Genomic DNA, 24,070 nt, shown 5'->3' on the forward strand with positions numbered 1-24,070 from the left:
AACAGGTAGGTTATCGCGGAATCTCAAGATCCGGCAGGGAAATTCAGGCCCCGGCCCGGAGGGCCGCGAAGAACATCTCCAGCTGGGTGGCATCGAGCCTGCCCCCCCGGCGGACGCCGCTGCACAGGTCCAGCCCGTGGGGGCGGACGGCGGCCACCGCCTGGGCCACGTTGCCCGGGTTCAGGCCCCCGGCCAGGTACACCGGCAGGGCGGTGGCCTCCACGATGGCCCGGCTCAACCCCCAGTCGTGGGTGCGCCCGGTGCCCCCCAGTTCCTTGACCGCCAGGGCCGGGTTGCCCGAATCCAGCAGCAGGGCGTCCACCAGGCCCTCCAGGGCCCGGGCCTCGGCCAGGGAGGCCTCCCCGGTCACGTGGATGACCTGGACGAGGCGGATCCCGGGCAGTTCCTGCCGGATCTTGCGCAGGTCCCCGGGAGGCACCTCGTCCACCAGCTGGATGGTGGTGGTGCGGCAGAGGCGGTGCTGGCGGAGGATTCCGTCGGCGTCCTGGCGAGCGGTCAGCAGGAAGGTGGCGATGGGCGGGGGCACCGCCGCGGCGATTTCCGCGATGAGCGCGTCCCCGATGACCCCCGGGCCGCTGGGCATGGCCGACACCAGGCCCAGGGCCGAGGCCCCGCAGGCAATGGCGAGCCGGGCCTCCTCGAGGCTCGAGATGCAGCAGATCTTCACGAAGGGCCGGATCCCCCCGGCCGCCGGGGCCTTCATGGCGCCGCCAGCAGGGCCGCGGCGGCGTCCAGGTCCGCCACCGGCGTGGGGGACACGTGGTTGTTGAGGAGGATGGCGAACGCAAGGCGCTCCCCCCCCGCGGCGGTCACGTACCCGGCCAGGGCGTGGGTGTGGCGCAGGGTGCCGGTCTTGGCCCGGGTGTTGGCCGCCGTGGGGGCGTCCCCCAGGCGGGTGCGCAGGGTGCCGTCCACCGCCGCCAGGGGCAGGGCGTCCGCGAAGGCCGCCCCTTCGGGCCTGCCGGCCATGAACGCCAGGAGGGCCGTCAGGGCCCGGGGCTTGACCAGGTCCTTGCGGGAAAGGCCGGCCCCCTCCTCCAGGAGGACGTCCCCCGGGGCCACCTTGGCCTCCTTGAGGAACGCCGCCAGGGCCGCCAGGCCCGCCTCCTCCGAGCCCCCGGCCTGGAGCAGGAGGAGCTGGGCGTAGAGGTTCACCGAATCCTTGAGCGTGGCCCGGACCAGTTCGCGCACCGTGGGGGATTCCACGAAGGCCAGTTCCACCGGGGCGGCCACGGCCCGCGAGGCGGCGCCGCCCGTGACGCGCACCCCGCGCCGCTCCAGGGCCCGGCGCAGGAGGCCCGCGGCGAACAGGGCGGGGCGGCGCACCGGGACGGCGAGGGTGACCGGGGCCGCGCCCGGGGCCAGGGCGCCGGTGACCACCAGTTCCCCGTCCTCCCACAGGGCGGCGGGACCAGGCCCCGCGCCGGTTGTGGTGCGGTTGCGCAGCGGCAGGAGCCCCAGGCCCGGAAGGGGGAAGAGGAAGCAGGGCCCCCCGTCGCGGCCCGGGTACACCCGCAGGTCCACCATGTTGTCGTGCACCGTGAGGGCCGACACGTCCGCCCCGAAGGCGAAGTCCCGGTCCCCGGCCTCCCAGCCGGATCCGAAGGGCCGGGTGCGGAAGAAGCTGTCGTCGCCCACCACGTCGCCTTCCACCACCCGCACGCCCGAGGCCGCCACCTGCGCCGCCAGGGCCTCGAAGGGGTCGGGGGGCACGGGCCGCCCCCGCCAACGGGCCATGAACATGGGATCCCCGCGGCCGTAGAGGACCAGGTCGCCCTTGAGGATCCCGCCGGGCCCGGGCCGGCTCCCGGCCATCACCGACGTGCGGATCCGGCGCTCGGGCCCCAGCCGGCACAGGGCCAGGGCGCACGTGAAGAGCTTGGCATCGCTGGCCGGGAGGAAATACGACCCGGCGTCCTTCTCGAAGAGGGTGCGCCCCGTGTCCAGGGAGACCACCGACACGCCGACGCGGGAGGCCTCGAAGCGCGGCCCCTGGAAATGCGCCTGGAGCCGGGTGGCCAGGGGCTGGGCCCGGGCCGCGGCCACGGCGAAAAAGGCCAGGGCGAGGCGGAGGAGAAGGGTGCGGGCGGTCATTCCACCATCATAGACCGCGGCTTGGCCGGGGATCCGGGCTAGCGGAGATGGGACCCGGAAACGGAGAACCCCACCCCGTCCCCGCCTGCCGATCCGACGCCCCTGGTGGACTATCCAAATGTCTTTTTCCCATCCCTTTGCATCCCCGTCCATCCCCGTTAATCCCCGGCAAGCTCCCGCTTCGTTGTGCCGGCGGTTCGCGAACCCGGTCGCCGGTGGCAGGTCCATGCGGCGTGGGTTGGAGGTACCGAACCCTTCGTTTTGACCTCTAAACCTGGGGTATGTTCACTCGCTCGATTAAGGTGACCGCATATTCTGGTCGCGCCCGCATGAAGACCTAGGTTGGCTTCCTGTGTGTTCATATGAGCTGTAAATTAATGCGTTTTTGCAGCCTTCGGGCCGCTTCGAATTGTCTGGCAATAGGTCAAACGATCGATTAAGCTAAATTCCTGCGACACCCCGCCGGCCCGGCGGAACGGCCCCGACCCCTGCCCTGGATCCCCATGCGACCGCTCCTGATGCTCCTGTTCCTGGCCCTGGCGGGGGGATCCCCCGGGTCCGCCCAGGAGGTGAGCGCGGCCCTGGGCAGGCTGCACGTCATCGGCGCCCAGGAGGCGACCTACACCTGGCAGATGATGTACATGCACCACTTCAGCCCGGTCTGGTCGGGCAGCTTCTCGTGGCTCAACGAGGGGCACCTGGACGGGCACCACCGGGACGGGGCGGCGCTGCAGGTCTGGCGCTTCCATCGCATGGAGCAGAACAGCCTGCGCCTGGGAGCCGGGCTGGGGATCTACCGGAACTTCGACACCACGCCCGGCGGGGAATCCGACGAATACCAGAACGACCATGGCGTCAAGACGCTGGTGAGCCTGCGGGCCCAGTACGCGCCGGCCGGCGGAGGCTGGGAGGCCTTCGTGCAACTGAACCGGGTCCTCGGCTCGTCCGGGCCCCGGACCCAGAGTTCCCTGGTGGGCGTGAGCACGCGGTTCGGCGGCCCGGCGCCGGCCCGGCGCTCCGGTTCCCGGACGCCCGTGGACGATCCCCCCAACGAACTGGCCTTCCTGTTCGGGCGGACCATCCTCAACAGCATGGAAAGCGAGACGACGGAATTCCTCCAGTCCTTCGCCGTGGACTACCGAAGGCGGCTCACGCGGCACCTGGACGTCTCGGTGACCTACTGCGACGAGGGGGGCATCGTGGCGGCCCGGCGCGACGGCGTCGCGGTGCAGTTCTGGCTGTCCACGCGGAGCGCGGACGGCGACTGGATGCTCAGCGTGGGCGTGGGACCCTACCTCTCCCGGACCTTCCCCGACCGGGACAGGCCGGACCCCCCGGACACCGTGAACGTCCGCGGCAGCGGACGCTATTCCATGGTCGTGGGGCGCCACCTCGGCGGCCACTGGGGCGTGCGTCTGCAGTGGAACCGCACCGTCACCCTCGACGACCGTGACACGGACGTGCTGCTGACGGGCCTCGCCTATTCCTGGTGAGGGCGGGCATTGCGCGGAACCGCCAGGACCGCGGAGACATTCGCGGCCCTGGCGGGTGGGGGTCAAGTTGGGACTGAGGGGCCGGGGCGCCCGGCTACCGGAACGCGACCTTCATGACGGCGTCCGGGGTGGACACCAGGAGGTTGCCCGTTGTCGGGTCGACTGAAATGCCCAGGGGGTCGGCGAAGGCCGTAGGCAGCGGTCCGGGGGCGACCCCTCGAATCTTCTGGTACCCCGCAAAGCCGAGGACCGTGGTGACCGTTCCGTCGGGCGAGACCATGCGTAGAGCCTGATTGGCGAGGTCCGCGACATAGGCGTTCCCATCGGAGTCAACCGCCAGGGAGGCCGGCTTGTTGAATCGGGCCAAGGAGCCGTTCCCGTCAACGTACCCGGGGGCCGTCGGGAACGTGGGATCGCCCGCATCCCCTGCAAACGTGTTCAGGTCGCCGGTGGCGAGGTTCACCTTCCGGATGGTGTTGGAACCGAAATCCGAAACGATTAGGCTTCCGGCCCCATCCAGGGCGATTCCGAAGGGCGTGACGAAGGTGCCCAACCCGGCCGGCCCGTCCAGGTGGCCATGCCGCCCGGGGTCGCCGGCGAAGGTGGTGACCTGCCCGGCCGGGTCGATTTTTCTGATCACGGAGTTGAACGCATCGGCCACGAAGATGTTGCCGGCTCCGTCCACGGCGATGCCCAAAGGCCCGTTGAAGCGCGCCGCGGTACCCAGCCCATTTGCGAACCCGCCCGGCTGTGTCACATCCCCCGCCACCGTGGACACGACGCCGTCCCTCGTGATTTTGCGGATGGTATTTTTCCTCCTGTCCGTGACAAACAGGGACCCCGCGGAATCGATGGCGATGGCAAAGGGTTGGTCGAACTGGGCTCCGGTGCCGGTCCCGTCAACGTTGCCAGGGGTGCCGTTCCCGGCGAATTGGGTGACGGTGCCGTCAGGCGAGATCCTGCGAATGGCGTGGTTTTCGGCGTCGCACACGTAGGTGACGCCGGCGGCGTCGACCACGGAGCCCATGGGCACCGCGAATTTGGCGGCCACCCCGACGCCGTTCACCGCCCCTGCCGAGGGACGGGTGCCAGCGACGGTATAGGTGTCGGCGGCCGCGGGAATCGCCCGGATGGCGTTCCCGTAGGGTCCGTTGGCGCCGGCTTCGCCGTCGGCCAGGAAAACCGTTCCGGATGCGTCCACCGCCAGGCCCGCGGGCAGGGTGAACCGGGCCTGGGTCAAGGGGCTGCCATCCTGGGTTCCCATGGTCGAGGTGCTGCCGGCCAGGGTGGATACGACGTACCCGGTGGAGGTCAGGGTGAGCTTGCGGACACTCTTGTGCGCGAGATCCGTCACGTAGAGGTTGTTTGTGGAATCCACGGCGATCTGGGCAGGATTCGTGAACGTCGCGACCGTGAGGCCGTCACCGTCCCTGACGCCATTGAGGACTCTGTCCAGATCCCGGCCCGCGACGGTAGAGACGACATAGGTGCCGTCCCCCTGCGGCGTCAATTTGCGGACGACTCTGGAGGTCGTATCCGTAACGAAGAGACTGCCGTTCCCGGCCAGGGCCAGGCCTCCCGGTTGCCGGAAGAGCGCGGTGGCGCCTGGCCCGTCCATGAATCCATTGACGCCATCCTGGCCCGCGATCGTCAGCGTCACCAGGGGGACTTGGCTGGGATTGAAGGCCCGGATGGTTCGGGTGCTTCTGTCCGAGACGAACACCTGAGTGCCATCCGGACTCACCGCGATGCCGACGGGCTCCCTGAAGCGGATGTCACCGTTCGTGCCGTCCGTGGAACCCAGGCTCCCAGGCACGCCCGCGAGGGTGGATACGGTCCCGTCCACGGTGACCTTGCGGATGGTGGCATTGCCGTAGTCCGCCACATAGATGTTGCCGCTGGCATCGAGCGCCAGGCCCACTGGGGCGTTGAACCGGGCTTCACGCCCTAGGCCGTCCGCGCTTCCGGGGACGCCGGGATTCCCCGCTACGGTGGTCACCTTGCCATCGGGAGCCACCTTGCGGATCGTGTGGTTCCCCGCGTCCGCCACGTATTTGTTCCCCGCGGCGTCCATGGCGAGCCCGCGCGGGTTCCTGAACCGGGCGAAGCGGGCCTCGCCGTCACCATTGCCCGGCCCGGACGGGAATCCGGCCAGCAGTTCGAGGGCCGCCACCCGCACCGTCACGTCGCGGGTGAGGCTGTCGCCCCCGGCGTTGGTCACCCGGAGGGCGAAACGCCGGCCGTTCTGCAGGGGGCCCGTGCTCACCGGTTGGCCGCTGGTGACCGCACCGAGGGTTTCCACCTCGGCCCTGCCGCCCGGGCCGGCGTCGAATTCGGCGGTGAGGTCGGCCTCCAGGCCGGGGCCGAGGATGGGATGACTGGTGGTGAACCGGGTGATGGTGGGCATGGGGACGGTGGTGATCGTCCGCTCCAACCGGTCGACATTGCCGGCGGCGTCGACGACCGTCAGGGTGTAGGTGCCGGGCGTCACCTGGACGCTGCCGGGGCTCGTGACGGAGAGATTGCCCGGCGAGATGGTTCCGGTGCCGCCGCTGAAGGTGTACGTGAGCGTGGCGCTCCGTCCCACCGTGACCACGCTCTGGTTGGCCGTGAACTGGTCGATGACCGGGAAGGTGGGGGTGAAGCCCACCGAACCTTCGCGGGTGGAACCGTCCGCCAGGGTCATGGCGCACCGCAGCGTGGCGGGCGCCGGACCACCGGCGGTGAAGGCGATCGCGTTGGTGCCCGCGCCTTGGTCGATGGTGCCGTCCGAGAGCGTCCAGGCATACGTGGCCCCGGGCTCAGGGTTCACCTCCGCCCGTATCCCGCGCCCGTAGGCGGGGAAGGCCGGCCGGAGCAGCGAAACGGCCATCGTGCCGGGAGCGGGGGCGCCTTGGACGGTCATGGCCAGGGTGGGAGCATTGATGGAATCGCCGGCCGCGTTGGTGATCACGCAGTCCAGGGTCAGCGGACCGGGGACGCCGGCGGCGAAGGTTACGGTGTCGGTGCCGTCGCCTGCGGTGAGGGTGCCATTGCCGATCGTCCACCGGTAGGTGCAGCCGGCCTGGGGAGCCACCCTCGCCTGGTAGCCGGAGATTCCCGCCTGGACAGCGCCCGTGACGGTGATGGGGGTGGCGGCCAGGGCCGGCAGGACCTTCACCAAGGTCTGGGACGACACCAGGGAGGTGGTTCCGCTGTGGATGGTCAGGGTGTAGGTCGTGTCGGCCGCGGGGGTGACCACCACCGCCGTACCACTGGTGATCGGCAAGCCGCCGGGCTCGATCAGGCCGGTGCCGCCGGTGAAGGTGGCCAACAGGGAGGTGGTCCTGCCGGCGGTGATCAGGGCCGGGGACGCCTTGAAGTCGGTGATGGTGGAGACCTGCACGGCGACCGTGAAGGTGCTGGCCTTGGCCTCCGTGCCGGCGGCGTTGGAGACGACGCAGGTCAGGACCATGTCTCCGGCGGCGCCCGCGTCGAAGGCGACGGTGTTCGCGTTCTGGCCGGAGGTGATGGAACCGTTCGTGATGCTCCACTTGTAGGAACTGCCCGCCTCGAAGGGGACCGTGGCCACCATGCCGGTCTGGAACGTCGCCACCTGGGCCGGCGCCTGGATATCCGGGGCCACGGGCACCGGCGCCACCTTCACCGTGACGACCCGATGCACCGCCACGTTGTCGGCGCCCTTGACGGTGAGGGTGTAGTCGGTGTCCTGGTCCGGCGAAACCGTCAGGCTACCGCCGCTGGTCACGGGGCCGAGGTTCGGTTCGACGGTGGCGGTCCCTCCCTCGAACACGAACGTCAGGACTGCCGGATCGCCCCGGGTGATGATCGACTTGTCCGCCTGGAAGGTGTCGATCTTCGGCGCCGCCGGTTCCGGGGGCGTGGGGACGGACCCGCCGGAACCGGAGGCGCCGGAGCCGGACCGCCGGGTGCAGGCCGGGGCGAGGATCAGGAGAAAGGCCGCTGCTGCGGCGGTGGCCAGGTGCAGGGCCACGCCCGGGGAGGGGGCAGGTGTGGCTTGGGGGTGGACGGGTTCGCGAAGAGGCATGAGCGGGGTCTCCAAGGGAATCAATATAAGCAATAGTTAATATAGAACAATCATTTTTATACCTGACGGTTAGGCATGCGGGCGAGCGCAATTTTTAAATTTATTATTTTTAATTTTTACAGCTGAAAGGTACAAGGTTGCATCCCGGACTGCCTGAGCGGCCAGATTAATAAAATATACAAAATGGACCCGCGGCAACCTCCTGGCAGGGTACCGTCGTAACGGCGGAACCCTCACCGTTCGGAGTGCGTCAGGAGCCCGAGGCACGCCGAGCCGGCTTCGCACGGCTCGGCATCGGCGCACACCCTGTTTGCCTGGAGTTACCTCAACCAAAGGTTCGGAGGATGCGGTTCCGCCATTCGGATCGGCCTGCCCTAGACCCGGGTTCCCAGCTCCTGCAGGTTGCGCACCCGTACCTCGCCCCGCAGGGTCTCCACCGCCTCGCACGCGGCCAGCGCGGCGCTCATGTTGGTGACGCAGGGGATCTTCAGGCGCAGCGACTGGCGCCGGATGCTGTCCTCGTCGGCGAAGGCGTTCTTGCCGTGGGGCGTGTTGACCACCCACTGGATCTCGCCGTTCTTCAGGAGGTCCACGGCGTTGGGGCGGCCCTCGTTCACCTTGTGGATGCGGCGGACGCGGTAGCCCTCGGCCTCGAGGGCGCGGGCCGTGCCGTCGGTGGCGCACAGGCCGAAGCCCAGGCCGGCCAGGCGCCTGACCAGCTCGGGGAGCTGGGGCTTGTCCTGGTCGCTGATGCTGAGAAACACCGTGCCGGACAGGGGCAGCACCATGTTGGCGGCCTGGAGGGCCTTGGCGTAGGCTTCGCCGAAGGTGGCGCCCACGCCCATCACTTCGCCCGTGGAGCGCATCTCGGGGCCGAGCACCGGGTCCACGCCCGGGAACTTGGCGAAGGGGAACACCACGCCCTTGACGGCCACGGCCAGGGCCCGGCCGTCCTGGACGCCCTGCTCGCGCAGCGACTCGCCCAGCCCGATCCGGGCGGCCACGCCGGCCCAGTTCACGCCGGTGGCCTTGGAGATGAAGGGCACGGTGCGGCTGGCCCTGGGGTTGGCCTCCAGGCAGTGAGGGAGGCCGTCCTTGATGGCCCACTGGAGGTTCAGGAGGCCCCGCACCCCCAGCTCGAAGGCCAGGGCGCGGCTCATGGCCTTGACCCTTTCCAGGGTCTCCTCGGGCACGCCCAGGGGCGGGAAGACCGCGTAGGAGTCGCCGGAATGCACCCCGGCCTCCTCGATGTGCGCCATGACGCCCGCGACGACGGCGTCCTCCCCGTCGCACACCAGGTCCACGTCCAGCTCCTGGGCGTTCTCCAGGTAGCGGTCGATGAGCACCGGGCGGTCCTCGCTCACCAGGGTGGCTTCGCGCATGTACTTCTCCAGGCCCGCGTCGTCGAAGACGATGGCCATGGCGCGGCCGCCCAGCACGAAGCTGGGGCGGACCATGACGGGGTAGTGGAGCGTCTCGGCCACGGCGAGGGCCTGGGCGGCGTTGGAGGCCATGCCCCAGGGGGCGGCGGGGATGTCCAGCTTCCGGAGCACCTCGCCGAAGCGGTTCCGGTCCTCGGCGTCGAAGATGGCCTTGTGGGCGGTGCCCAGGAGCGGCACGCCCGCGGCCTCCAGCTTCTGGGCGAGCTTGAGCGGGGTCTGGCCGCCGAACTGGGTGAAGACCCCCAGGAGCTGGCCGCCGGCGCCCTCCCGGTCCACCACGGCCTTCACGTCCTCGAAGACCAGGGGCTCGAAGTAGAGGCGGTCGGAGATGTCGAAGTCGGTGCTCACGGTCTCGGGGTTGCAGTTCACGAGGATGGCCTCCACCCCCTTGGCCCGGATGGCCTCCACCGCCTGCACGCAGCAGCAGTCGAACTCCACGCCCTGCCCGATGCGGTTGGGGCCGCTGCCCAGGACGATGGCCTTGGGGCGGTCCGTGGGGGGGGCCTCGCTGCGCTCCTCCCAGGTCTGGTAGAGGTAGGGCGTCTCGGCCTGGAATTCGCCTGCGCAGGTGTCGATGCGCTTGACGGCGCGCCGCAGGCCCATGGCCTCGCGCTGGGCGGCCACGCCGGCCTCGGATGCGCCGCAGAAGGCTGCGATCTGGGCGTCGGTGAACCCGGCGCGCTTGCCCTTCTCCAGGAGCTCGCGGGGGAGCCGCTCCAGGGGGAAGCCCCGCAGGCGCCCCTCCAGCACGACGATCTCCTCCATCTCCCGCAGGAACCAGGCCGAGACGCAGGTGAGGCGGTGCAGTTCCTCGACGGAATGGCCCGCGCGAAGGGCCTGGTAGATCCAGAAGATGCGCTGGGGACCCGGGGTCAGGAGATGCTCCTTGAGCCGGGAAAGGTCCAGCTTGCCGTCCAGGGCCCCGGCGAGGCCCAGGTGGCCCTCCTCCAGGCTGCGCAGGGCCTTCTGCAGCGCCTCCTGGAAACTGCGCCCGATGGCCATGGTCTCGCCCACGCTCTTCATCTGGATGCCCAGCACCGGCTCGGTCTCGGGGAACTTCTCGAAGGTGAAGCGCGGCACCTTGACCACCACGTAGTCCAGCACCGGCTCGAAGGCCGCCTTGGTGCGCGCCGTGATGACGTTGGGCAGCTCCCAGAGCCGGTAGCCCAGGGCCAGCTTGGTGGCCACCCAGGCGATGGGGAAGCCCGTGGCCTTGCTGGCCAGGGCCGAGGAGCGCGACACGCGGGGGTTCATCTCGATGACGATCATCCGGCCCGAGGCGGGATCCAGGGCGAACTGGATGTTGCTGCCGCCGGTCTCCACCCCCACGCCCCGGATGACGGCCTTGGCGGCCTCGCGCATGCGCTGGTACTCGGGGTCCGTGAGGGTGAGGATGGGGGCCACGGTGATGCTGTCGCCCGTGTGGATGCCCATGGGGTCCAGGTTCTCGATGCCGCAGATGATCTCCACGTTGTCGTCCAGGTCCCGCACCACCTCCAGCTCGAACTCCTTCCAGCCCAGGATGCTCTCCTCCACGAGCACCTGGTGGATGGGGCTGAGGTCCAGGCCCCGCTGGGCGATGGCCTCGAAATCGTCCACATTGTAGGCGATGCCGCCGCCCGATCCCCCCAGGGTGAAGGAAGGGCGCAGGATGGCCGGGAAGCCGGTGAGCTTGGCCAGGGCCCGGGCCTCCTCCATGGAGTGGGCGAAGCCGCCCCGGCAGGTCTCCAGGCCCAGCTCGTCCATGAGGGCCTTGAACTGCTCCCGGTCCTCGCCGCGGTCGATGGCCGCGGGCTGGGCGCCGATGAGCCGCACGCCGTGGCGCGCCAGGAGGCCGGCCTTGTGGGCCTCCATGGCCAGGTTCAGGGCGGTCTGGCCCCCCACGGTGGGCAGCAGGGCCGAAGGCCGCTCCCGCTCGATGACCTTTTCCAGCACCGCCAGGTTCAGGGGCTCCAGGTAGGTGGCGGAGGCGCGCTGGGGGTCCGTCATGATGCTGGCAGGGTTGGAGTTCAGCAGGATGGTGCGCACGCCCTCCTCCGCCAGGGCCTTGAGGGCCTGGGTGCCGGAATAGTCGAACTCGCAGGCCTGGCCGATCTGGATGGGGCCGGCGCCCAGCACCAGGACGGAGGTGATCTCGGGGTTCCTAGGCATGGTGGTCCTCCATCATGCGGATGAACCTGCCGAAGGCCCCGCGGGCGTCGTGGGGTCCCGGGGAGGCCTCCGGGTGGTGCTGGATGCTGAAGATGGGGAGCGTGCGGTGCCGGAGGCCCTCGACGGTGTCGTCGGAGAGGTGGCGGTGGGTCACCTCGATTTCCGGGGGCAGGGTCGCTTCATCCACGGCGAACCCGTGGTTCTGGGCGGTGATCTCCACGCGGCGGGTGGCCAGGTCCAGCACCGGCTGGTTCGCGCCCCGGTGGCCGAACTTCAGCTTGAAGGTGCTGCCCCCGAAGGCCTGGCCCAGGAGCTGGTGCCCCAGGCAGATCCCGAAGATGGGCAGGCGCCCGATGCAGGCCTCCACCTCCCGGCGCATGCCGGGCAGCGCCGCGGGATCGCCGGGGCCGTTGCTGAGGAAGAGCCCGTGGAAGCGGGCCGCGGTGAGTTCCGAGGCCGGGGTGTCCCAGGGGAACACCTCCAGGTCGAGGCCCGAGGCGGCGAGCTGGGTGAGGATGGAGGCCTTGATGCCGCCGTCCAGCACCGCCACCCGGAACCTCGCGCCGGGCCGCAGGAGTTCGTACCGCTGGGCGCAGCTCACCTCGCCCGCCAGGGCTTGGCCGGACATGTCCGGAAGGTGGGAGGCCGCCGCGACGCCCGCGGCCAGGGATCCGTCCGCCTCGGTCCAGATGAGGCCGGGCTGCGCGCCCCGGTCCCGCACGTGCTGGGTGAGGGCGCGGGTGTCCACGTCGGTGATCACGGGGATCCGGTGGCGCTTGAGCCAGCCGGCCAGGTCCCCCTCGGCCCCCGCGTGGTCGGGCTGAGGAGTCAGGCGCCGGCAGATGAACCCGGCCGCCCAGGGCCGTGGGGCCTCGTCCAGGCCGCCGTGGACGCCGTAGATCCCCTGCTCGGGAAAGGTCATGCAGACCATCTGCCCGGCGAAGCTGGGGTCGGTGAGGATCTCCTGGTAGCCGGCCATGGCGGTGGTGAACACCACCTCGCCGCTCCCGCCCCGGCCGAGGGGGGCGTCGCCTCTGAAGCACTCTCCATCCTTCAGGATCAGGTGCGCGAGCATGGGGTCTCCTCACGCTGCCTTGGGGCCGGGATCTCATGACCCCTTCGTTCCGGCATTCTGTCGAGATTAGTGCGAACCGGTCTCGATAAACAGACTTGAATACGGGCGGTTTTCCGGGCGATAATGATCCTGTCTTTCCTGAATGCAAGGGGTTGGCTCCGGGGTCGGCGGCGGGCCAATGACATTGAGAATGAAGGGGAATCGTGGCCTTGGCCGTGGGGCGGCGGGTTTCGGAATTTTGAGTCCAAAAATGATTAAATAGTTTTTTGGCTTCGACAAAAAATTACCTTCCATCCCCTTCCGCGTCCGGGTGCAAGGATCCGCGCCGTACGCGACCATGGAAGCCATGGACACCCCTCGAACCCTCTGCGTCTTCGCCGGCTCCAATTCCGGCACCAACCCCCGCCACCTGGAGGCGGCGGCGGCCCTGGGGCGGGCCATGGCCCGCCGGAACCTCGGCCTGGTGTACGGCGGCGCCCACTGCGGCCTCATGGGCACCCTGGCCGACGCCGTGCTCCAGGGCGGCGGCAGGGTCACCGGCGTCATGCCCCGGGCCCTGGTGGCCCGGGAGAAGGCCCACCGGAGCCTGACGGAGCTGATCATCACCGAGGACATGCATAGCCGGAAGGCCCGCATGGTCCAGCTCTCCGGCGCCTTCCTGGCCCTGCCCGGGGGCTTCGGCACCCTGGACGAACTCTTCGAGGTGCTCACCTGGGCCCAGCTGGGCATCCACGCCAAGCCCGTGGGGCTCCTCAACAGCGACGGCTTCTGGGATGGCCTGATGGCCTTCCTGGGCCAGGTGGAGGCCCACGGCTTCCTGCACGGGGACGGTCTGGCCGGGCTGCCCTGCGAGGCCGACCCGGACCGTCTCCTGGATCGCCTATCCCCGCAATAGCCCGTCGCCAGGACACCCTGTTTTAGCCAATCAGCCCGGTGATGAAGATCTATTTTTTCGGGTCTTCACGGAACAGCGTGAAGGCCTCGACCCACACTCACTCTGGCCTGCTCTTGGAAAGGGGCTTGGGACGGGTGGTCGAAGGCCGTGATGTTCCCGTCATCGAGGCAGGTCGAAACGAAAAGCCCATCGCCGAGGCGCCGAAGACGCCGAGGATCGCCGAAAAAGGATCTTCTTTTTTCGGCGATCCTCGGTTTCCCCGGCGCCTCGGCGATAGGCACTTCGAAGGGGTTTGGCGGATTCACCGGGCAACAGGTCGGCAGCCGCAGACTTCAGGCGGGTTCCTGTTGATCCCGCGGCCTAGCTGTGCCGCCTGGCGTGGGCGTAGAGGGCCGGCCACAGCACCGCCAGGGCCTCGTCCACCAGCACCGGCAGAACCGGGCGGCCACGGCCTTTGACCCAAAGCCGTTGGGCGCCATGCAGCGCGGCCAGGGCGAGGGTGGCCTCCAGATCGGACGTCCGCTCGCCTTGGGGGCCCGCGGCGCCCCACCGGCGAAAGTGACCCGACAGGACCTCCAGGTAGTCCCGGTCCAGCTCGGCGCGCCGGGCCCGCAGGGCGGGGTCGGCTTCGATGCGCTCCAGGCGGCGCAGCCAGGGCCCGCCGTCCTCCTCCAGGTGCCGGGCCAGGGCCTGGAAGGCCTCCACGAGGCCCGCGCGGTCCAGCACCTCGGCCAGGCCCCGCACCAGGTCGGCATGGTCGTGGAAGAGGATGGCCTCCAGGTCGGCCTGGGAACGCACCTCCGCGGGGCCGCCGGAGTCCAGGGCGGCCAGGGCGCGGTCCAGGAGCTCCCTGCGTTTCTGAAGTTGCCGTTCGCGTCTGCCTGCGGTCATGGAACCGTCTTCAGACGGTGATGACCACGATCTCCGGGTCCACTTCCTTGCGGAGGATCCCCTCGATGGCCATGAGCGTGCCCGTGAGCCCCGACGGGCAGGACCCGCAGGCGCCCAGGTAGCGGATCATCACCTGCTTCTCGTGGCGGCCCACGATGTCCAGGCCGCCGCCGTCGGCGGCCAGGGCGGGAAGGATGGTGGAGGTGAGGACCTTGCGGATCTGCTGGATGAGGGGGTCGTTCTCGTCCACCTCGGGGCGGTCCCAGTGGGGGGCCTCGGCGGTGGAGCCGGACGCCGAGGGGGCCTGGCGGATGGGGGGGGCCAGCTTGGGCAGGAGCTCGGTCCAGCCGATGCCGTCGTCCTTGGTGACGGTGATGAACTTGTCCTGCATGAACACCGACACCACGTGGCCGATGGCGAAGAGGCCCCGCGCCAGCTCGTCGTGCTCGGCCATCTCCGCGTCCCGGAAGGCCTTGGGGAAGCCCACCGTGACGGGCTCCTTGAGCTGGAACTTCACGGCGTTGGGATTGGGGGTGTACTCGATTTCGGCGATCTTCGGCATGGGGCGTCCTATTCGGTGCTGACGATGTCTTCGCCGTGGAGGGCGCTGTGCAGCGTGGCCCAGGGCAGCACGGCGCACTTCACCCGGCTGGGCAGGTCCCGCACGCCCTGGAAGAGGCTGAGGCGGCCCAGGTCGTTGGGGTCCGTGGCGGTGTCCAGGGTGCCGCGGATCATGGCCCGGAACTGCTCCACCAGGATTTCGGCCTCGGCCACGGGCTTGCCCTTGACGTTGACGGTCATGAGGCTGCTGGAGGCCTTGGAGATGGCGCAGCCGTGGCCCGTGAAGCGGATGTCCCGCACCACGCCGTCCTCCACCACCAGCTTGAGGACGATGTCGTCGCCGCAAAGGGGGTTCAGGCCATGGGCGTGGTGGGTGCAGGCCTCGAGTTCCCCGAAGTTGCGGGGCTTCTTGTTGTGCTCGATGATCACCTGCTGGTAAAGCTCCCTGGGGTCGCTCACGAGAAGATCTCCTGGACATTCAGGATGCCAGAGACCAGGGCGTCCACGTCGGCCCGGGTGTTGAAATAGGCGAAGGACGCCCGGGTGGTGGCGGGGATGCCGAACCGGGTCATGACGGGCTGGGCGCAGTGGTGGCCGGCGCGCACGACCACCCCGGCGTGGTCCAGGATGGAGCCGATGTCGTGGGGGTGGATGCCGTCCAGGACGAAGGACAGGACCGAGGCCTTCTCCTTCGCCTCGCCGATGATGCGCAGGCCGGGGATGGCCTTCAGGCGCTCCGTGGCGTAGGCCAGCAGGTCGTGCTCGTGGGCGGCGATGCGGTCCAGGCCGATGGCCTGGACGTAGTCGATGGCCGCGCCCAGCCCGATGGCCTGGGCGATGGGGGGGGTGCCCGCCTCGAACTTGCCCGGCACCGCGGCGAAGGTGGTGCCCTCCCAGGTGACCGAGAGGATCATGCTGCCGCCGCCGTGCCACGGGGGCATGGCCTCCAGCAGGCTCTTGCGGCCGTAGAGGACGCCGATGCCGGTGGGTCCCGAGAGCTTGTGGCCGCTGAAGACGTAGAAGTCGGCGTCCAGGTCGGTCACGTCCACCTGGAGGTGCGGCACGCCCTGGGCGCCGTCCACCAGCACGGGGACGCCCTTGGCGTGGGCCCGGCGGATGATCTCCTTCACGGGATTGATGGTGCCCAGGACGTTGGAGACGTGGGTGACCCCCACGATGCGGGTGCGGTCGGTGAGGAGGTCGTCCAGGCCGTCCAGGATGAGCTCGCCGGCGTCGTTCATGGGGATGACGCGGATCCGGGCGCCGCGCTCCTCGGCCAGGAGCTGCCAGGGCACGATGTCGGAGTGGTGCTCCATGGCCGACAGCAGGATCTCGTCGCCCTGGTGGACATTCTGGCGGCCGTAGGTCTGGGCCACCAGGTTGATGCTCTCGGTGGTGCCCCGGGTCCAGATGATCTGCTTGGCGCTCTGGGCATTCAGCAGGGCGCGAACCTTCTCCCGGGCCTCCTCGAAGCGGTCCGTGGCCTCCTGGCTGAGGGTCGAGACGCCCCGGTGGACGTTGGTGTGCTCGAAGGACTGGTAGTGGGCCATGCGCTCGGTGACGGGCAGGGGGGTGAGGCTGGACACGGCGCTGTCCAGGTACACCATGGGCTTGCCGTGGAAGGGCGTGCACAGGGCGGGGAAGTCCGCTCGGATCTTCTGGAGGTCCAGGGGGGCGGCGACGGTGCTCATGACAGGGCCTCGAGGGTGCCGGACTGGGTGCGGGCCAGCACGGTCTGCCTCAGCTGGCGGCGCAGGCTCGTCACGGGGATGCGGGCGAGGAGGTCGGCGGCGAAGGCGTAGGTGAGCACGTTGCGGGCCAGGGCGGGGTCCATGCCCCGGCTCTGCAGGTAGAAGAGGCCCTCGGGGTCCAGCTGGCCGATGGCCGCGCCGTGGGCGCACTTCACGTCGTCGGCGAAGATCTCCAGCTCGGGCTTGGTGTCGATGCGGGCCTTGGGGGAAAGGAGGAGGCCGCGGCACTGCTGCTGGGCGTCCGTGCCCTGGGCGCCGGGGCGCACGAAGACCCGGCCGTTGAACACGGCGCGGGAGGCATCGTCGGCGATGACCTTGTGGGACTGGCGGGTGGTGCAGTGGGGGACCGTGTGGTCCACGAAGGAGTGCGTGTCCGACAGCTGCGAACCGCCCAGGAGGGCCAGGCCGTCCAGGCTGAGTTCGGCGCCCTCGGCGGCCATGATCACGTGGGGCGTGGAGCGGGAAAGGCGCCCGCCGAAGCTGATGGTGCGGCAGGCGTAGTTGCCGCCGCGCTCCACCTGCGCCGCCAGGTGGGAGAAGTGGAAGGCCTGGTCCGATTCCCGCTGGACGCGCTCGTGGGTGAGGCGGGCATCCTCCCGGACGATGACTTCGGCCACGGCGCTGGTGAGGTAGGTGCCCGTACCCTGGTGCTCCTCCACCAGGACCGCCGAGGCCCCGCGCTCCACCACCACCAGCAGGCGGGGCAGGGCGAAGGTGGGCTCGGCGCCCTCCTGGCGGTTCACGAACACCACGTGGAGGGGGGCCTCCACCCGGACGCCCTTGGGCACGACCACCAGGGCGCCGTCCCGGAACCGGGCCAGGTTCAGATCCGCGAAGAAGTCGCTGCCCGCGAGACCGCCCAGGTCCCGGGCCATCTCGGTGGCGCAGGCGAGGTTCAGGAACCGCACGCCCGGGGGCAGGCTGGTGACGTTGCTGGCGTGGGGGGCGTAGTGGCCGTTCACGAAGACCAGGCGCGAGCCGCGGGCCTCCGGGAGGATGGCCTGGGCGATGTCGGCGTCCTGGGCGACGCCGGGCACGAACGCCAGGTCGCGCAGGGGGGCCAGGTCGGTGTACTTCCAGTCCTCCTGGCCGGTGGTGGGGAGATCAAGGCCGTCCAGCGCCGCCTCGGCCTTGGCGCGCAGGGCCTCCCAGCCCTGGGGCCGGGGACCCGCGAGGATGCCCGCGGCGAGGGGCGCGGCTTCCAGTGCCACCATCACGCCCTCCCCGCGGGGGCTTCTTCCTTGAGCCAGTCGTAGCCCCGCTCCTCCAACTCGTCGGCGAGCTCCCTGCCGCCGGTGCGGATGATCCTGCCGCCGGAGAGCACGTGCACCTTCGTGGGCTGGATGGTCTCCAGGATGCGGGGGAAGTGGGTGATGATGAGCTGGGCCCGGTCGGGGCCCTGGAGGGCCGTGACGGCCTCGCCCAGCACCCGCAGGGCGTCGATGTCCAGGCCCGAGTCCAGCTCGTCCAGGATGGCCAGCACCGGCTCCAGCACGCACATCTGGAGGATCTCGTTGCGCTTCTTCTCGCCGCCGGAGAAGCCCTCGTTGAGGCTGCGGTCCAGGAAGGAGGGGTCCATCTTCACGAGCTTGATGCGCTCCTGGATGAAGTCGTCGAACTCCAGGGGATCGAGCTCCTCGCGGCCGTTGGCCTCGGCCTTCTTGTTGTAGGCCAGGCGCAGGAAGGAGGCGTTGGAGACCCCGGGCACCTCGATGGGGTGCTGGAAGCCCAGGAAGATGCCGGCCCGGGCGCGCTCGTCGGCGGCCAGGTCGAAGAGGTTCTTCCCGAGGAAGAGCACCTCGCCGCCGGTGACCTCGTACGAGGGGTGGCCGGCCAGGACCTTGCCCAGGGTGGACTTGCCGCTGCCGTTGGGCCCCATGATGGCGTGCACCTCGCCGGCCTTGATCTCCAGGTCGATGCCCCGGAGGACGTCGTTTTCGCCGATGCGGGCGGTGAGGTTGCGGATGGAAAGCATGCTTGTCTCCGAATGGGTGTTCATCAGCCGACGCTCCCTTCGAGCTTGAGGCCCAGGAGGCGGGTGGCCTCCACGGCGAACTCCATGGGCAGCTCCCGGAACACGTCCTTGCAGAAGCCGTTGATGATCATGGAGATGGCGTCCTCGGGGGGGATGCCCCGCTGCTGGAAGTAGAAGAGCTGCTCCTCGCCGATCTTCGAGGTGGTGGCCTCGTGCTCGACCTTGGCCGAGACGTTCTGCACCTCGATGTAGGGGAAGGTGTTGGCCGAGCAGTGGCTGCCGATGAGCATGGAATCGCACTGGCTGAAGTTGCGGGCGCCCTCGGCCTTGGGGTGGACCTTCACGAGGCCCCGGTAGCTGTTGCTGGAATCCCCGGCCGAGATGCCCTTGGAGATGATCGTCGAGCGCGTGTTGCGGCCCAGGTGGATCATCTTGGTGCCGGTGTCGGCCTGCTGCTTGTGGTTGGTCAGCGCCACGGAGTAGAACTCGCCCACGCTGTTCTCGCCCAGGAGCACGCAGCTGGGGTACTTCCAGGTGATGGCCGACCCCGTCTCCACCTGGGTCCAGCTGATCTTGGCGTTGCGGCCCTTGCACAGGCCGCGCTTGGTGACGAAGTTGAAGATGCCCCCCACCCCGTCCTTGTCGCCCGCGTACCAGTTCTGCACGGTGCTGTACTTGATGCTCGCGTCGTCCAGGGCCACCAGCTCCACCACCGCGGCGTGCAACTGGTTCACGTCGAACTGCGGGGCGGTGCAGCCCTCCAGGTAGCTGACGGAAGCGCCCTCCTCGGCCACGATGAGGGTCCGCTCGAACTGGCCGGATTCCTTGTTGTTGATCCGGAAGTAGGTGGAGAGGTCCATGGGGCAGGTGACGCCCTTGGGGATGAAGCAGAAGGAGCCGTCGGTGAACACCGCCGAATTGAGGGCGGCGTAGTAGTTGTCGGAGGTGGGAACGACCGAGCCGAGGTACTTGCGCACCAGCTCGGGGTGCTCGCGCACCGCCTCGCTGAAGCTGCAGAAGATGATGCCCTCCTCCGCCAGGCGGGTCTTGTAGGTGGTGGTCACGCTCACGCTGTCGAACACCACGTCCACGGCCACGCCGGCCAGGGCCTTCTGCTCGTTGATGGGTACGCCCAGCTTCTCGAAGGTGCGCAGGAGCTCGGGGTCCACCTCGTCCATGCTCTGGTGCTTGGCCACCTTGGGCTTGGGGGCGGAATAGAAGACGATCTTGCGCACGTCGGGCTTCTCGTAGTGGACGTTGGCCCACTCCGGTTCCGTGAGGGTCAGCCAGTGGCGGTAGGCCTTGAGGCGGAATTCAAGCAGCCAATCGGGTTCTCCCTTCTTGGCGGAAATGAACCTGATGACGTCCTCATCAAGTCCCGGGGGCACGCTGTCGGACTCGATGTCCGTGGTGAACCCGTACTTGTATTCCTGACCTGTAACCTGCTGCAGTGACGTGCTCATGGCCGGACCCAACCTTCCCGAATAATCATGACTAGATTTGTCAACTTTGTCACGGATCCTTTGACCGTGATCACAGATGACCGGCGGGCTGCTCCAGGTCATGAATCATTCCTTCCATCCGGGACCGGAGCAGGGTGGTCTGGCTCTCGGGCAGGTCGCCCGGGTCCGAGTCCAGGCCGTCCCGTAGCACCGCCAGGGCTTCGTCCTTCTCCCTGAGGGCCGCCAGGGCCATCCCCAATTGGAAATGATTGATCATCGTCGGCTCGCTTGCAATGACCGGATCCACAAGCTGGACCACTTCCCGGGGGTGCTTGAGCTCCAGGAGGTACTGGCCCAGCAGGGTGCGGGCCCGGGCTTCCTGGCCGGGCAGGGGATTGGCCTGGAGCCGGCGCACCTCCGCCAGGTCGGCCTCGGTGATCCGGGCGTTCATGAGGCGGTGGGCCTGGCGGATGATGGCCGCCTCCCAGGCGCCGCTGCTCTTGGGGTGGACGCCGAAGAAGACGTCCAGGGCCTGGTTGAGGCCCTTCTCGTCGTTGCGGTCCATGAGCGTGTCCAGGGCCAGGCGCAGGGCCTGGAAGCACAGCCGGGGATGGCGGGGGCTGCCGGCGAAGAGCACGGCCTTGCCCAGGTTGGCCTTGGGATCCTTCTGGTAGGCCAGGTTCAGTTCCAGCCACTCCAGGCGCTCGCTCTTGTCCTTGCGCCGGGCCTTCTTCAGGGCGGCCTCGGCCTCGGCGAGGTTGCCCTCGGAAAGCCAGTCCTCGGCGTCGTCCAGCAGGTAGCGGGCCTCGGCCTTGCCGCCCCGGGCGCTGCGCAGCTGCGCGGCGTTCTCGGCGTCCAGGAGCAGGAGGAGCTGGGGGTCGCCGGGGTGCTGGCGCAGCAGCTCGGCGAGGATGGAGAAGGCCTTGGGGCGCTCGTCGGCGAGGATGTAGCCCTCGGCCAGGAGCTCCCGGACCCGCAGGTCCCCGGGGAGGTAGCCGGAGGCCTCCTTGAGCAGCGGGATGGCCTTGGGGGCCTCGCCCCGGGCCAGGAGGGCCTCGGCCAGGAGGCACAGGGTCTCCCCGTCCCGCTGGAGGTTCACGGCCTCCTGGGAGCTTTCCAGCGCGCCCTGCAGGTCCTCCTCCTCCAGGAGGAGCTCGGCCAGCTGGATCTTGGGGCCGGCCTCGTCGGGGCGGAGGTCGGAGGCGATGCGCAGGGTCTCGATGGCCGCATCGGCCCGGGCGGGGTCGTCCTGGAGCACCTTGGCGAGCAGCATCCAGCCCTCGAAGTGGCGGGGGCTGAGCTGCACCACGCGCCGCGCCAGCTGCTCGGCCTCGTCCCACACCTGGGCCACCTCCTTGAGGGCGGCCACGGTGAACACCAGTTCGTAGTTGCGCGGGTCCAGGGCCAGGGCCTCGCCCAGGCGGGTGGCGGCCTCGGGCAGCTGGCCGTTGTCCAGCAGGGCCGAGGTCTCCAGGAGGGCGCGCTTGAGCTGCGAGGCGGCCTTGGGCTTGGCGATGGGCAGGATCCGGGCGCGGTAGCGGGTGAAGAGCTCCCGGGCGCTGATGAGCTGGAGGTTCTCCTCCACCAGCTGTTCCCACCGGGTGGAGAAGGCGCGTCCGTCCAGCTGGCCCTTGTGCTCCATCTCCTGCACCAGGGACATGAGCCCGTTGCGCAGCATCACCTCGCTGCGCTCCAGGCGCCCCATCTGGTCGGAGACGGTCTCCAGGTAGGTCTCCACCCGGCGCAGGGTCTCCTCCAGGCCCGTGATCCGCTCAAGGAGGTGCTCGTCGAGGTCGTCCTCGGCCTCCATCTCCTCGGTTTCCTCCCAGGTCTGGTCCCCGGCCACGATGAGGAGGCGCGTGCCGCACTTGCGGCAGATCTCCCGTTCTCCCGGGTTCCAGGTGAAGCAGTTCTGGCAGAAGGTTCCAGGGTTCTCAGTGGTCATGTCCCAAGGATAGCCGTACCCGGGGCGGCCCTCCCCCTGTAGAATCCCGGCAGAGGTGAAAAGTGCTAGAGACCTGGCTCAACCAGTCCCACGCCCTGCCCTGGCTCGTGATCATGTGGATCGCCGGGCTCCTGGGCTCGGTCGGGCACTGCGCGGGCATGTGCGGGCCCGTGGTGGCCTCCTTCGGCCTGGCCCAGGCCCGGCAGGGGGGCCGCATGTGGCCCCGGCACCTGATGTTCCAGGCGGGCCGGGTGAGCACGTACGCGGTCCTGGGGGCCGCCATCGGCTTCCTGGGCGGGTTCGCCCGGCTCCAGTCGGTGCAGGACATGCACGCCTGCTGCCGCCCCGACGGCCAGGCCCTCATCGCTGCCGAGGCCTGGCCCTGGCAGGTGTGGGTGAAGCTGGGCATCGGGTTCCTCATGCTGCTCCTGGGCCTCTTCATGGCCCTGGGGCGCCGCGCCGACAGCCTCATGGAGTTCCCCATGCCCAGGCCCCTCCAGTCCTTCCTGGCCCGGGGCCTCAAGTGGGGCGGGGCCCCCTACCTCCTGGGGCTGGCCTGGGGCTTCATCCCCTGCGGGCTGGTCTACATGATGCTCCTCAAGGCCCTGGACGCCGGGTCCTGGCGCATGGGGGCGGCGGGAATGGTCTGCTTCGGTCTGGGGAACCTCCCGGTTCTCCTGGGGCTGGGCCTGGCCGCAACCCGGCTTCGCCAGTCCTGGAGGACCGGCCTCCTGCGGCTGGGGGGGGTGGTGGTGGGGGCCATGGGGGGCTACATCCTCTGGCAGGCGGTGACCCTCCTCCGCCTTCAAGGTTAGGTCCGCATCTGCCGGAATTGTCCTATGATGGGGTTCCCTCGAGGCCTTCCATGAGCACCGACGACAAGAAGCAAGAGGCGATGGAACTGGTCAGCAAGGCCTACCAGCACCACATGCGCGGCGAGGTGGACCGGGCCATCGAGCTGTACACCCGGTCCCTGGACGTGCACCGAACGCCCGAAGCCTACACCTACCGGGGCTGGGCCCGGTCCTTCCAGAAGGACTTCGACGCGGCCATCGCGGACTGCCACAAGGCCATCGACCTGGATCCCGAGTACGGCAACCCCTACAACGACATCGGCGCCTACTACCTGGAGCTGGGCCAGTTCGAGGACACCATCCCCTGGCTGCACATGGCGCTCAAGGCCAAGCGGTACGAAAGCTACTGCTACCCCCACTACAACCTGGGCCGGGTGTACGAGGCCCTGGACAAACTGGAGCAGGCACTGGACCATTACCGCAGCGCCGTGCAGGAGAACCCCGGATACGCCCTGGCCGTGAAGGCCGTGGAGCGAGTGAAGGAAAAGCTCGCGTCGCTCCACGCACCCCTTCACGGAGGCCGTTGATGCCCTTCACGATCGCCCACAGCCCCGATTCCGACGACGCCTACATGATGGCCCCCCTGGCCCTGGGGTGGATGGACACGGAGGGCTTCGACTTCCGGTTCGTGCGCAAGGACATCGAGACCCTCAACGCCGAGGCCCTGGGGGCGCCGTACGAGGTGACCGCCATCAGCTTCGGGGCCTACCCCGAGCTGGCCTCCACCTACCAGCTGCTCACCGCCGGTTCCAGCATCCAGGAGGGCACGGGCCCCGTGGTCATCTCCCGGAAGCCCATGGCCCCGGCCGACTTGGCGGACGTCACCGTGGCCATCCCGGGCCTGCGCACCAGCGCCTACCTGGCCATGCGCCGGTGGATGCCGGGCCTGAAGGTGGAGCTCGTGCCCTTCGACCGCATCATGGAGTCCGTGGCCGAGGGGGCCTTCGAGGCGGGCCTGCTCATCCACGAAAGCCAGCTGATGTTCCGGGACCGGGGCCTCCACCTGGTGGAGGACCTGGGCGCCTGGTGGAAGGCCGACTGCGGCCTGCCCCTGCCCATGGGCGGCAACGCCATCCGCAAGGACCTCCCCGGGGACGTCAAGGCCCGCTTCGCCAGCCTCATGCGCCGCAGCGTCGAGTTGGCGCGGGAGCGCCACGACGAGGCGGTGGCCTATTCCCAGTCCTTCGGCCGGGGCATGGACACCGAGATGATCGGGCGCTACGTGCGGGCCTGGGTGAACGACTTCACGGTGGATCCCGGGCCCCGGGGAAGGGCCGCGGTGGACCTGCTCCTCGGCATGAAGGCGGAATGGATCCAGGGGTGATCCCGGCCAGGGGACCGCTCTTTTTTCAAGCCTTAATGGAAATAATTAGCCCCGGAGCCGGGTTGATTGTATTATTTGAGCCATCTTAATGGCTCGGTACTTTTTTGT

Annotated in this window: 18 protein-coding genes; 5 read left to right on the forward strand and 13 right to left on the reverse strand. The window is 69.2% G+C overall.

Translation table 11 applies throughout. The features are described 5' to 3' along the window. Positions 1–43 precede the first annotated feature (43 nt). A complete protein-coding gene (locus ACZ5LB_RS00180) occupies positions 44–724 on the reverse strand; it encodes a phosphoribosylanthranilate isomerase (RefSeq protein ID WP_464604146.1) in 681 nt (226 codons plus the stop codon). Next, positions 721–2,115 carry a D-alanyl-D-alanine carboxypeptidase/D-alanyl-D-alanine endopeptidase gene (dacB, locus tag ACZ5LB_RS00185; RefSeq protein ID WP_464604147.1) on the reverse strand — a complete coding sequence of 465 codons (1,395 nt, stop codon included), beginning with the start codon at positions 2,113–2,115 and terminating at the stop codon, positions 721–723. Before dacB ends, ACZ5LB_RS00180 begins: the two co-directional genes overlap by 4 nt. Positions 2,116–2,618: 503 nt before the next feature. Here dacB and ACZ5LB_RS00190 point away from each other — a divergent pair. Further along, on the forward strand, positions 2,619–3,608 hold the full coding sequence (locus ACZ5LB_RS00190) for a hypothetical protein (RefSeq protein ID WP_464604148.1): 990 nt from the start codon (positions 2,619–2,621) through the stop codon (positions 3,606–3,608). A 94-nt stretch (positions 3,609–3,702) separates the two neighbouring features. Here ACZ5LB_RS00190 and ACZ5LB_RS00195 read toward each other — a convergent pair whose 3' ends face one another. The 3 genes from ACZ5LB_RS00195 to carA form a co-directional block, all read right to left on the reverse strand. Next, positions 3,703–7,656 carry a hypothetical protein gene (locus ACZ5LB_RS00195; RefSeq protein ID WP_464604149.1) on the reverse strand — a complete coding sequence of 1,318 codons (3,954 nt, stop codon included), beginning with the start codon at positions 7,654–7,656 and terminating at the stop codon, positions 3,703–3,705. A 374-nt stretch (positions 7,657–8,030) separates the two neighbouring features. After that, positions 8,031–11,249 carry a carbamoyl-phosphate synthase large subunit gene (gene carB / locus ACZ5LB_RS00200; protein ID WP_464604150.1) on the reverse strand — a complete coding sequence of 1,073 codons (3,219 nt, stop codon included), beginning with the start codon at positions 11,247–11,249 and terminating at the stop codon, positions 8,031–8,033. Continuing rightward, on the reverse strand, positions 11,242–12,324 hold the full coding sequence (carA, locus tag ACZ5LB_RS00205) for a glutamine-hydrolyzing carbamoyl-phosphate synthase small subunit (RefSeq protein WP_464604151.1): 1,083 nt from the start codon (positions 12,322–12,324) through the stop codon (positions 11,242–11,244). The genes carB and carA overlap by 8 nt, the downstream gene beginning before the upstream one ends. Before the next feature lie 346 nt (positions 12,325–12,670). On the opposite strand from carA, the gene ACZ5LB_RS00210 reads away from it, so the two are divergent. Next, positions 12,671–13,219: an LOG family protein gene (locus tag ACZ5LB_RS00210; RefSeq protein WP_464604152.1), complete on the forward strand. Its 549-nt coding sequence runs from the start codon at positions 12,671–12,673 to the stop codon at positions 13,217–13,219. A gap of 360 nt (positions 13,220–13,579) precedes the next feature. Here the strand turns inward: ACZ5LB_RS00210 and ACZ5LB_RS00215 are convergent, their stop codons facing one another. From ACZ5LB_RS00215 to ACZ5LB_RS00250, 8 genes are all read right to left on the reverse strand, one after another. After that, a complete protein-coding gene (locus tag ACZ5LB_RS00215; protein WP_464604153.1) occupies positions 13,580–14,110 on the reverse strand; it encodes a hypothetical protein in 531 nt (176 codons plus the stop codon). Positions 14,111–14,120: 10 nt separating this feature from the next. Then, positions 14,121–14,672, reverse strand: coding sequence for a NifU family protein (locus tag ACZ5LB_RS00220; RefSeq protein WP_464604154.1), 552 nt, complete (start codon positions 14,670–14,672; stop codon positions 14,121–14,123). A gap of 8 nt (positions 14,673–14,680) precedes the next feature. Beyond that, positions 14,681–15,130, reverse strand: a complete 450-nt coding sequence (gene sufU / locus ACZ5LB_RS00225) for a Fe-S cluster assembly sulfur transfer protein SufU (protein ID WP_464604155.1) — start codon at positions 15,128–15,130, stop codon at positions 14,681–14,683. After that, the gene (locus ACZ5LB_RS00230) at positions 15,127–16,362 is read right to left on the reverse strand and encodes an aminotransferase class V-fold PLP-dependent enzyme (protein ID WP_464604156.1); all 1,236 of its coding nucleotides are present in this window, start codon (positions 16,360–16,362) and stop codon (positions 15,127–15,129) included. The genes sufU and ACZ5LB_RS00230 overlap by 4 nt, the downstream gene beginning before the upstream one ends. Further along, a complete protein-coding gene (sufD, locus tag ACZ5LB_RS00235; protein ID WP_464604157.1) occupies positions 16,359–17,636 on the reverse strand; it encodes a Fe-S cluster assembly protein SufD in 1,278 nt (425 codons plus the stop codon). The genes ACZ5LB_RS00230 and sufD overlap by 4 nt, the downstream gene beginning before the upstream one ends. Further along, complete coding sequence (gene sufC, locus ACZ5LB_RS00240; protein ID WP_464604158.1) at positions 17,636–18,397, reverse strand: Fe-S cluster assembly ATPase SufC; 762 nt, start codon at positions 18,395–18,397, stop codon at positions 17,636–17,638. The genes sufD and sufC overlap by 1 nt, the downstream gene beginning before the upstream one ends. Positions 18,398–18,420: 23 nt before the next feature. After that, on the reverse strand, positions 18,421–19,860 hold the full coding sequence (gene sufB / locus ACZ5LB_RS00245; protein ID WP_464604159.1) for a Fe-S cluster assembly protein SufB: 1,440 nt from the start codon (positions 19,858–19,860) through the stop codon (positions 18,421–18,423). A 70-nt stretch (positions 19,861–19,930) separates the two neighbouring features. Then, positions 19,931–21,784, reverse strand: a complete 1,854-nt coding sequence (locus tag ACZ5LB_RS00250; RefSeq protein WP_464604160.1) for a tetratricopeptide repeat protein — start codon at positions 21,782–21,784, stop codon at positions 19,931–19,933. Positions 21,785–21,846: 62 nt separating this feature from the next. On the opposite strand from ACZ5LB_RS00250, the gene ACZ5LB_RS00255 reads away from it, so the two are divergent. The 3 genes from ACZ5LB_RS00255 to ACZ5LB_RS00265 are packed head-to-tail and all read left to right on the forward strand — an operon-like array spanning position 21,847 to position 23,962. Beyond that, positions 21,847–22,599: a sulfite exporter TauE/SafE family protein gene (locus ACZ5LB_RS00255; protein WP_464604161.1), complete on the forward strand. Its 753-nt coding sequence runs from the start codon at positions 21,847–21,849 to the stop codon at positions 22,597–22,599. A 50-nt stretch (positions 22,600–22,649) separates the two neighbouring features. Continuing rightward, the gene (locus tag ACZ5LB_RS00260; protein WP_464604162.1) at positions 22,650–23,165 is read left to right on the forward strand and encodes a tetratricopeptide repeat protein; all 516 of its coding nucleotides are present in this window, start codon (positions 22,650–22,652) and stop codon (positions 23,163–23,165) included. Beyond that, positions 23,165–23,962 (forward strand): MqnA/MqnD/SBP family protein, encoded by a 798-nt coding sequence (locus ACZ5LB_RS00265; RefSeq protein ID WP_464604163.1) that lies wholly within the window; start codon positions 23,165–23,167, stop codon positions 23,960–23,962. The genes ACZ5LB_RS00260 and ACZ5LB_RS00265 overlap by 1 nt, the downstream gene beginning before the upstream one ends. Positions 23,963–24,070: the final 108 nt, after the last annotated feature.

It is taken from the genome of Mesoterricola sp. MK458 (genome assembly GCF_055384935.1).

Coding starts and splice junctions, on each gene's coding strand:
- ACZ5LB_RS00180 (WP_464604146.1), bottom strand. CDS start 724: ATGAAGGCCCCGGCGGCCGGGGGGATCCGGCCCTTCGTGAAGATCTGC.
- ACZ5LB_RS00220 (WP_464604154.1), bottom strand. CDS start 14,672: ATGCCGAAGATCGCCGAAATCGAGTACACCCCCAATCCCAACGCCGTG.
- ACZ5LB_RS00250 (WP_464604160.1), bottom strand. CDS start 21,784: ATGACCACTGAGAACCCTGGAACCTTCTGCCAGAACTGCTTCACCTGG.
- carB (WP_464604150.1), bottom strand. CDS start 11,249: ATGCCTAGGAACCCCGAGATCACCTCCGTCCTGGTGCTGGGCGCCGGC.
- dacB (WP_464604147.1), bottom strand. CDS start 2,115: ATGACCGCCCGCACCCTTCTCCTCCGCCTCGCCCTGGCCTTTTTCGCC.
- ACZ5LB_RS00190 (WP_464604148.1), top strand. CDS start 2,619: ATGCGACCGCTCCTGATGCTCCTGTTCCTGGCCCTGGCGGGGGGATCC.
- sufB (WP_464604159.1), bottom strand. CDS start 19,860: ATGAGCACGTCACTGCAGCAGGTTACAGGTCAGGAATACAAGTACGGG.
- ACZ5LB_RS00265 (WP_464604163.1), top strand. CDS start 23,165: ATGCCCTTCACGATCGCCCACAGCCCCGATTCCGACGACGCCTACATG.
- carA (WP_464604151.1), bottom strand. CDS start 12,324: ATGCTCGCGCACCTGATCCTGAAGGATGGAGAGTGCTTCAGAGGCGAC.
- ACZ5LB_RS00195 (WP_464604149.1), bottom strand. CDS start 7,656: ATGCCTCTTCGCGAACCCGTCCACCCCCAAGCCACACCTGCCCCCTCC.
- ACZ5LB_RS00215 (WP_464604153.1), bottom strand. CDS start 14,110: ATGACCGCAGGCAGACGCGAACGGCAACTTCAGAAACGCAGGGAGCTC.
- ACZ5LB_RS00210 (WP_464604152.1), top strand. CDS start 12,671: ATGGACACCCCTCGAACCCTCTGCGTCTTCGCCGGCTCCAATTCCGGC.
- sufC (WP_464604158.1), bottom strand. CDS start 18,397: ATGCTTTCCATCCGCAACCTCACCGCCCGCATCGGCGAAAACGACGTC.
- sufD (WP_464604157.1), bottom strand. CDS start 17,636: ATGGTGGCACTGGAAGCCGCGCCCCTCGCCGCGGGCATCCTCGCGGGT.
- ACZ5LB_RS00230 (WP_464604156.1), bottom strand. CDS start 16,362: ATGAGCACCGTCGCCGCCCCCCTGGACCTCCAGAAGATCCGAGCGGAC.
- ACZ5LB_RS00260 (WP_464604162.1), top strand. CDS start 22,650: ATGAGCACCGACGACAAGAAGCAAGAGGCGATGGAACTGGTCAGCAAG.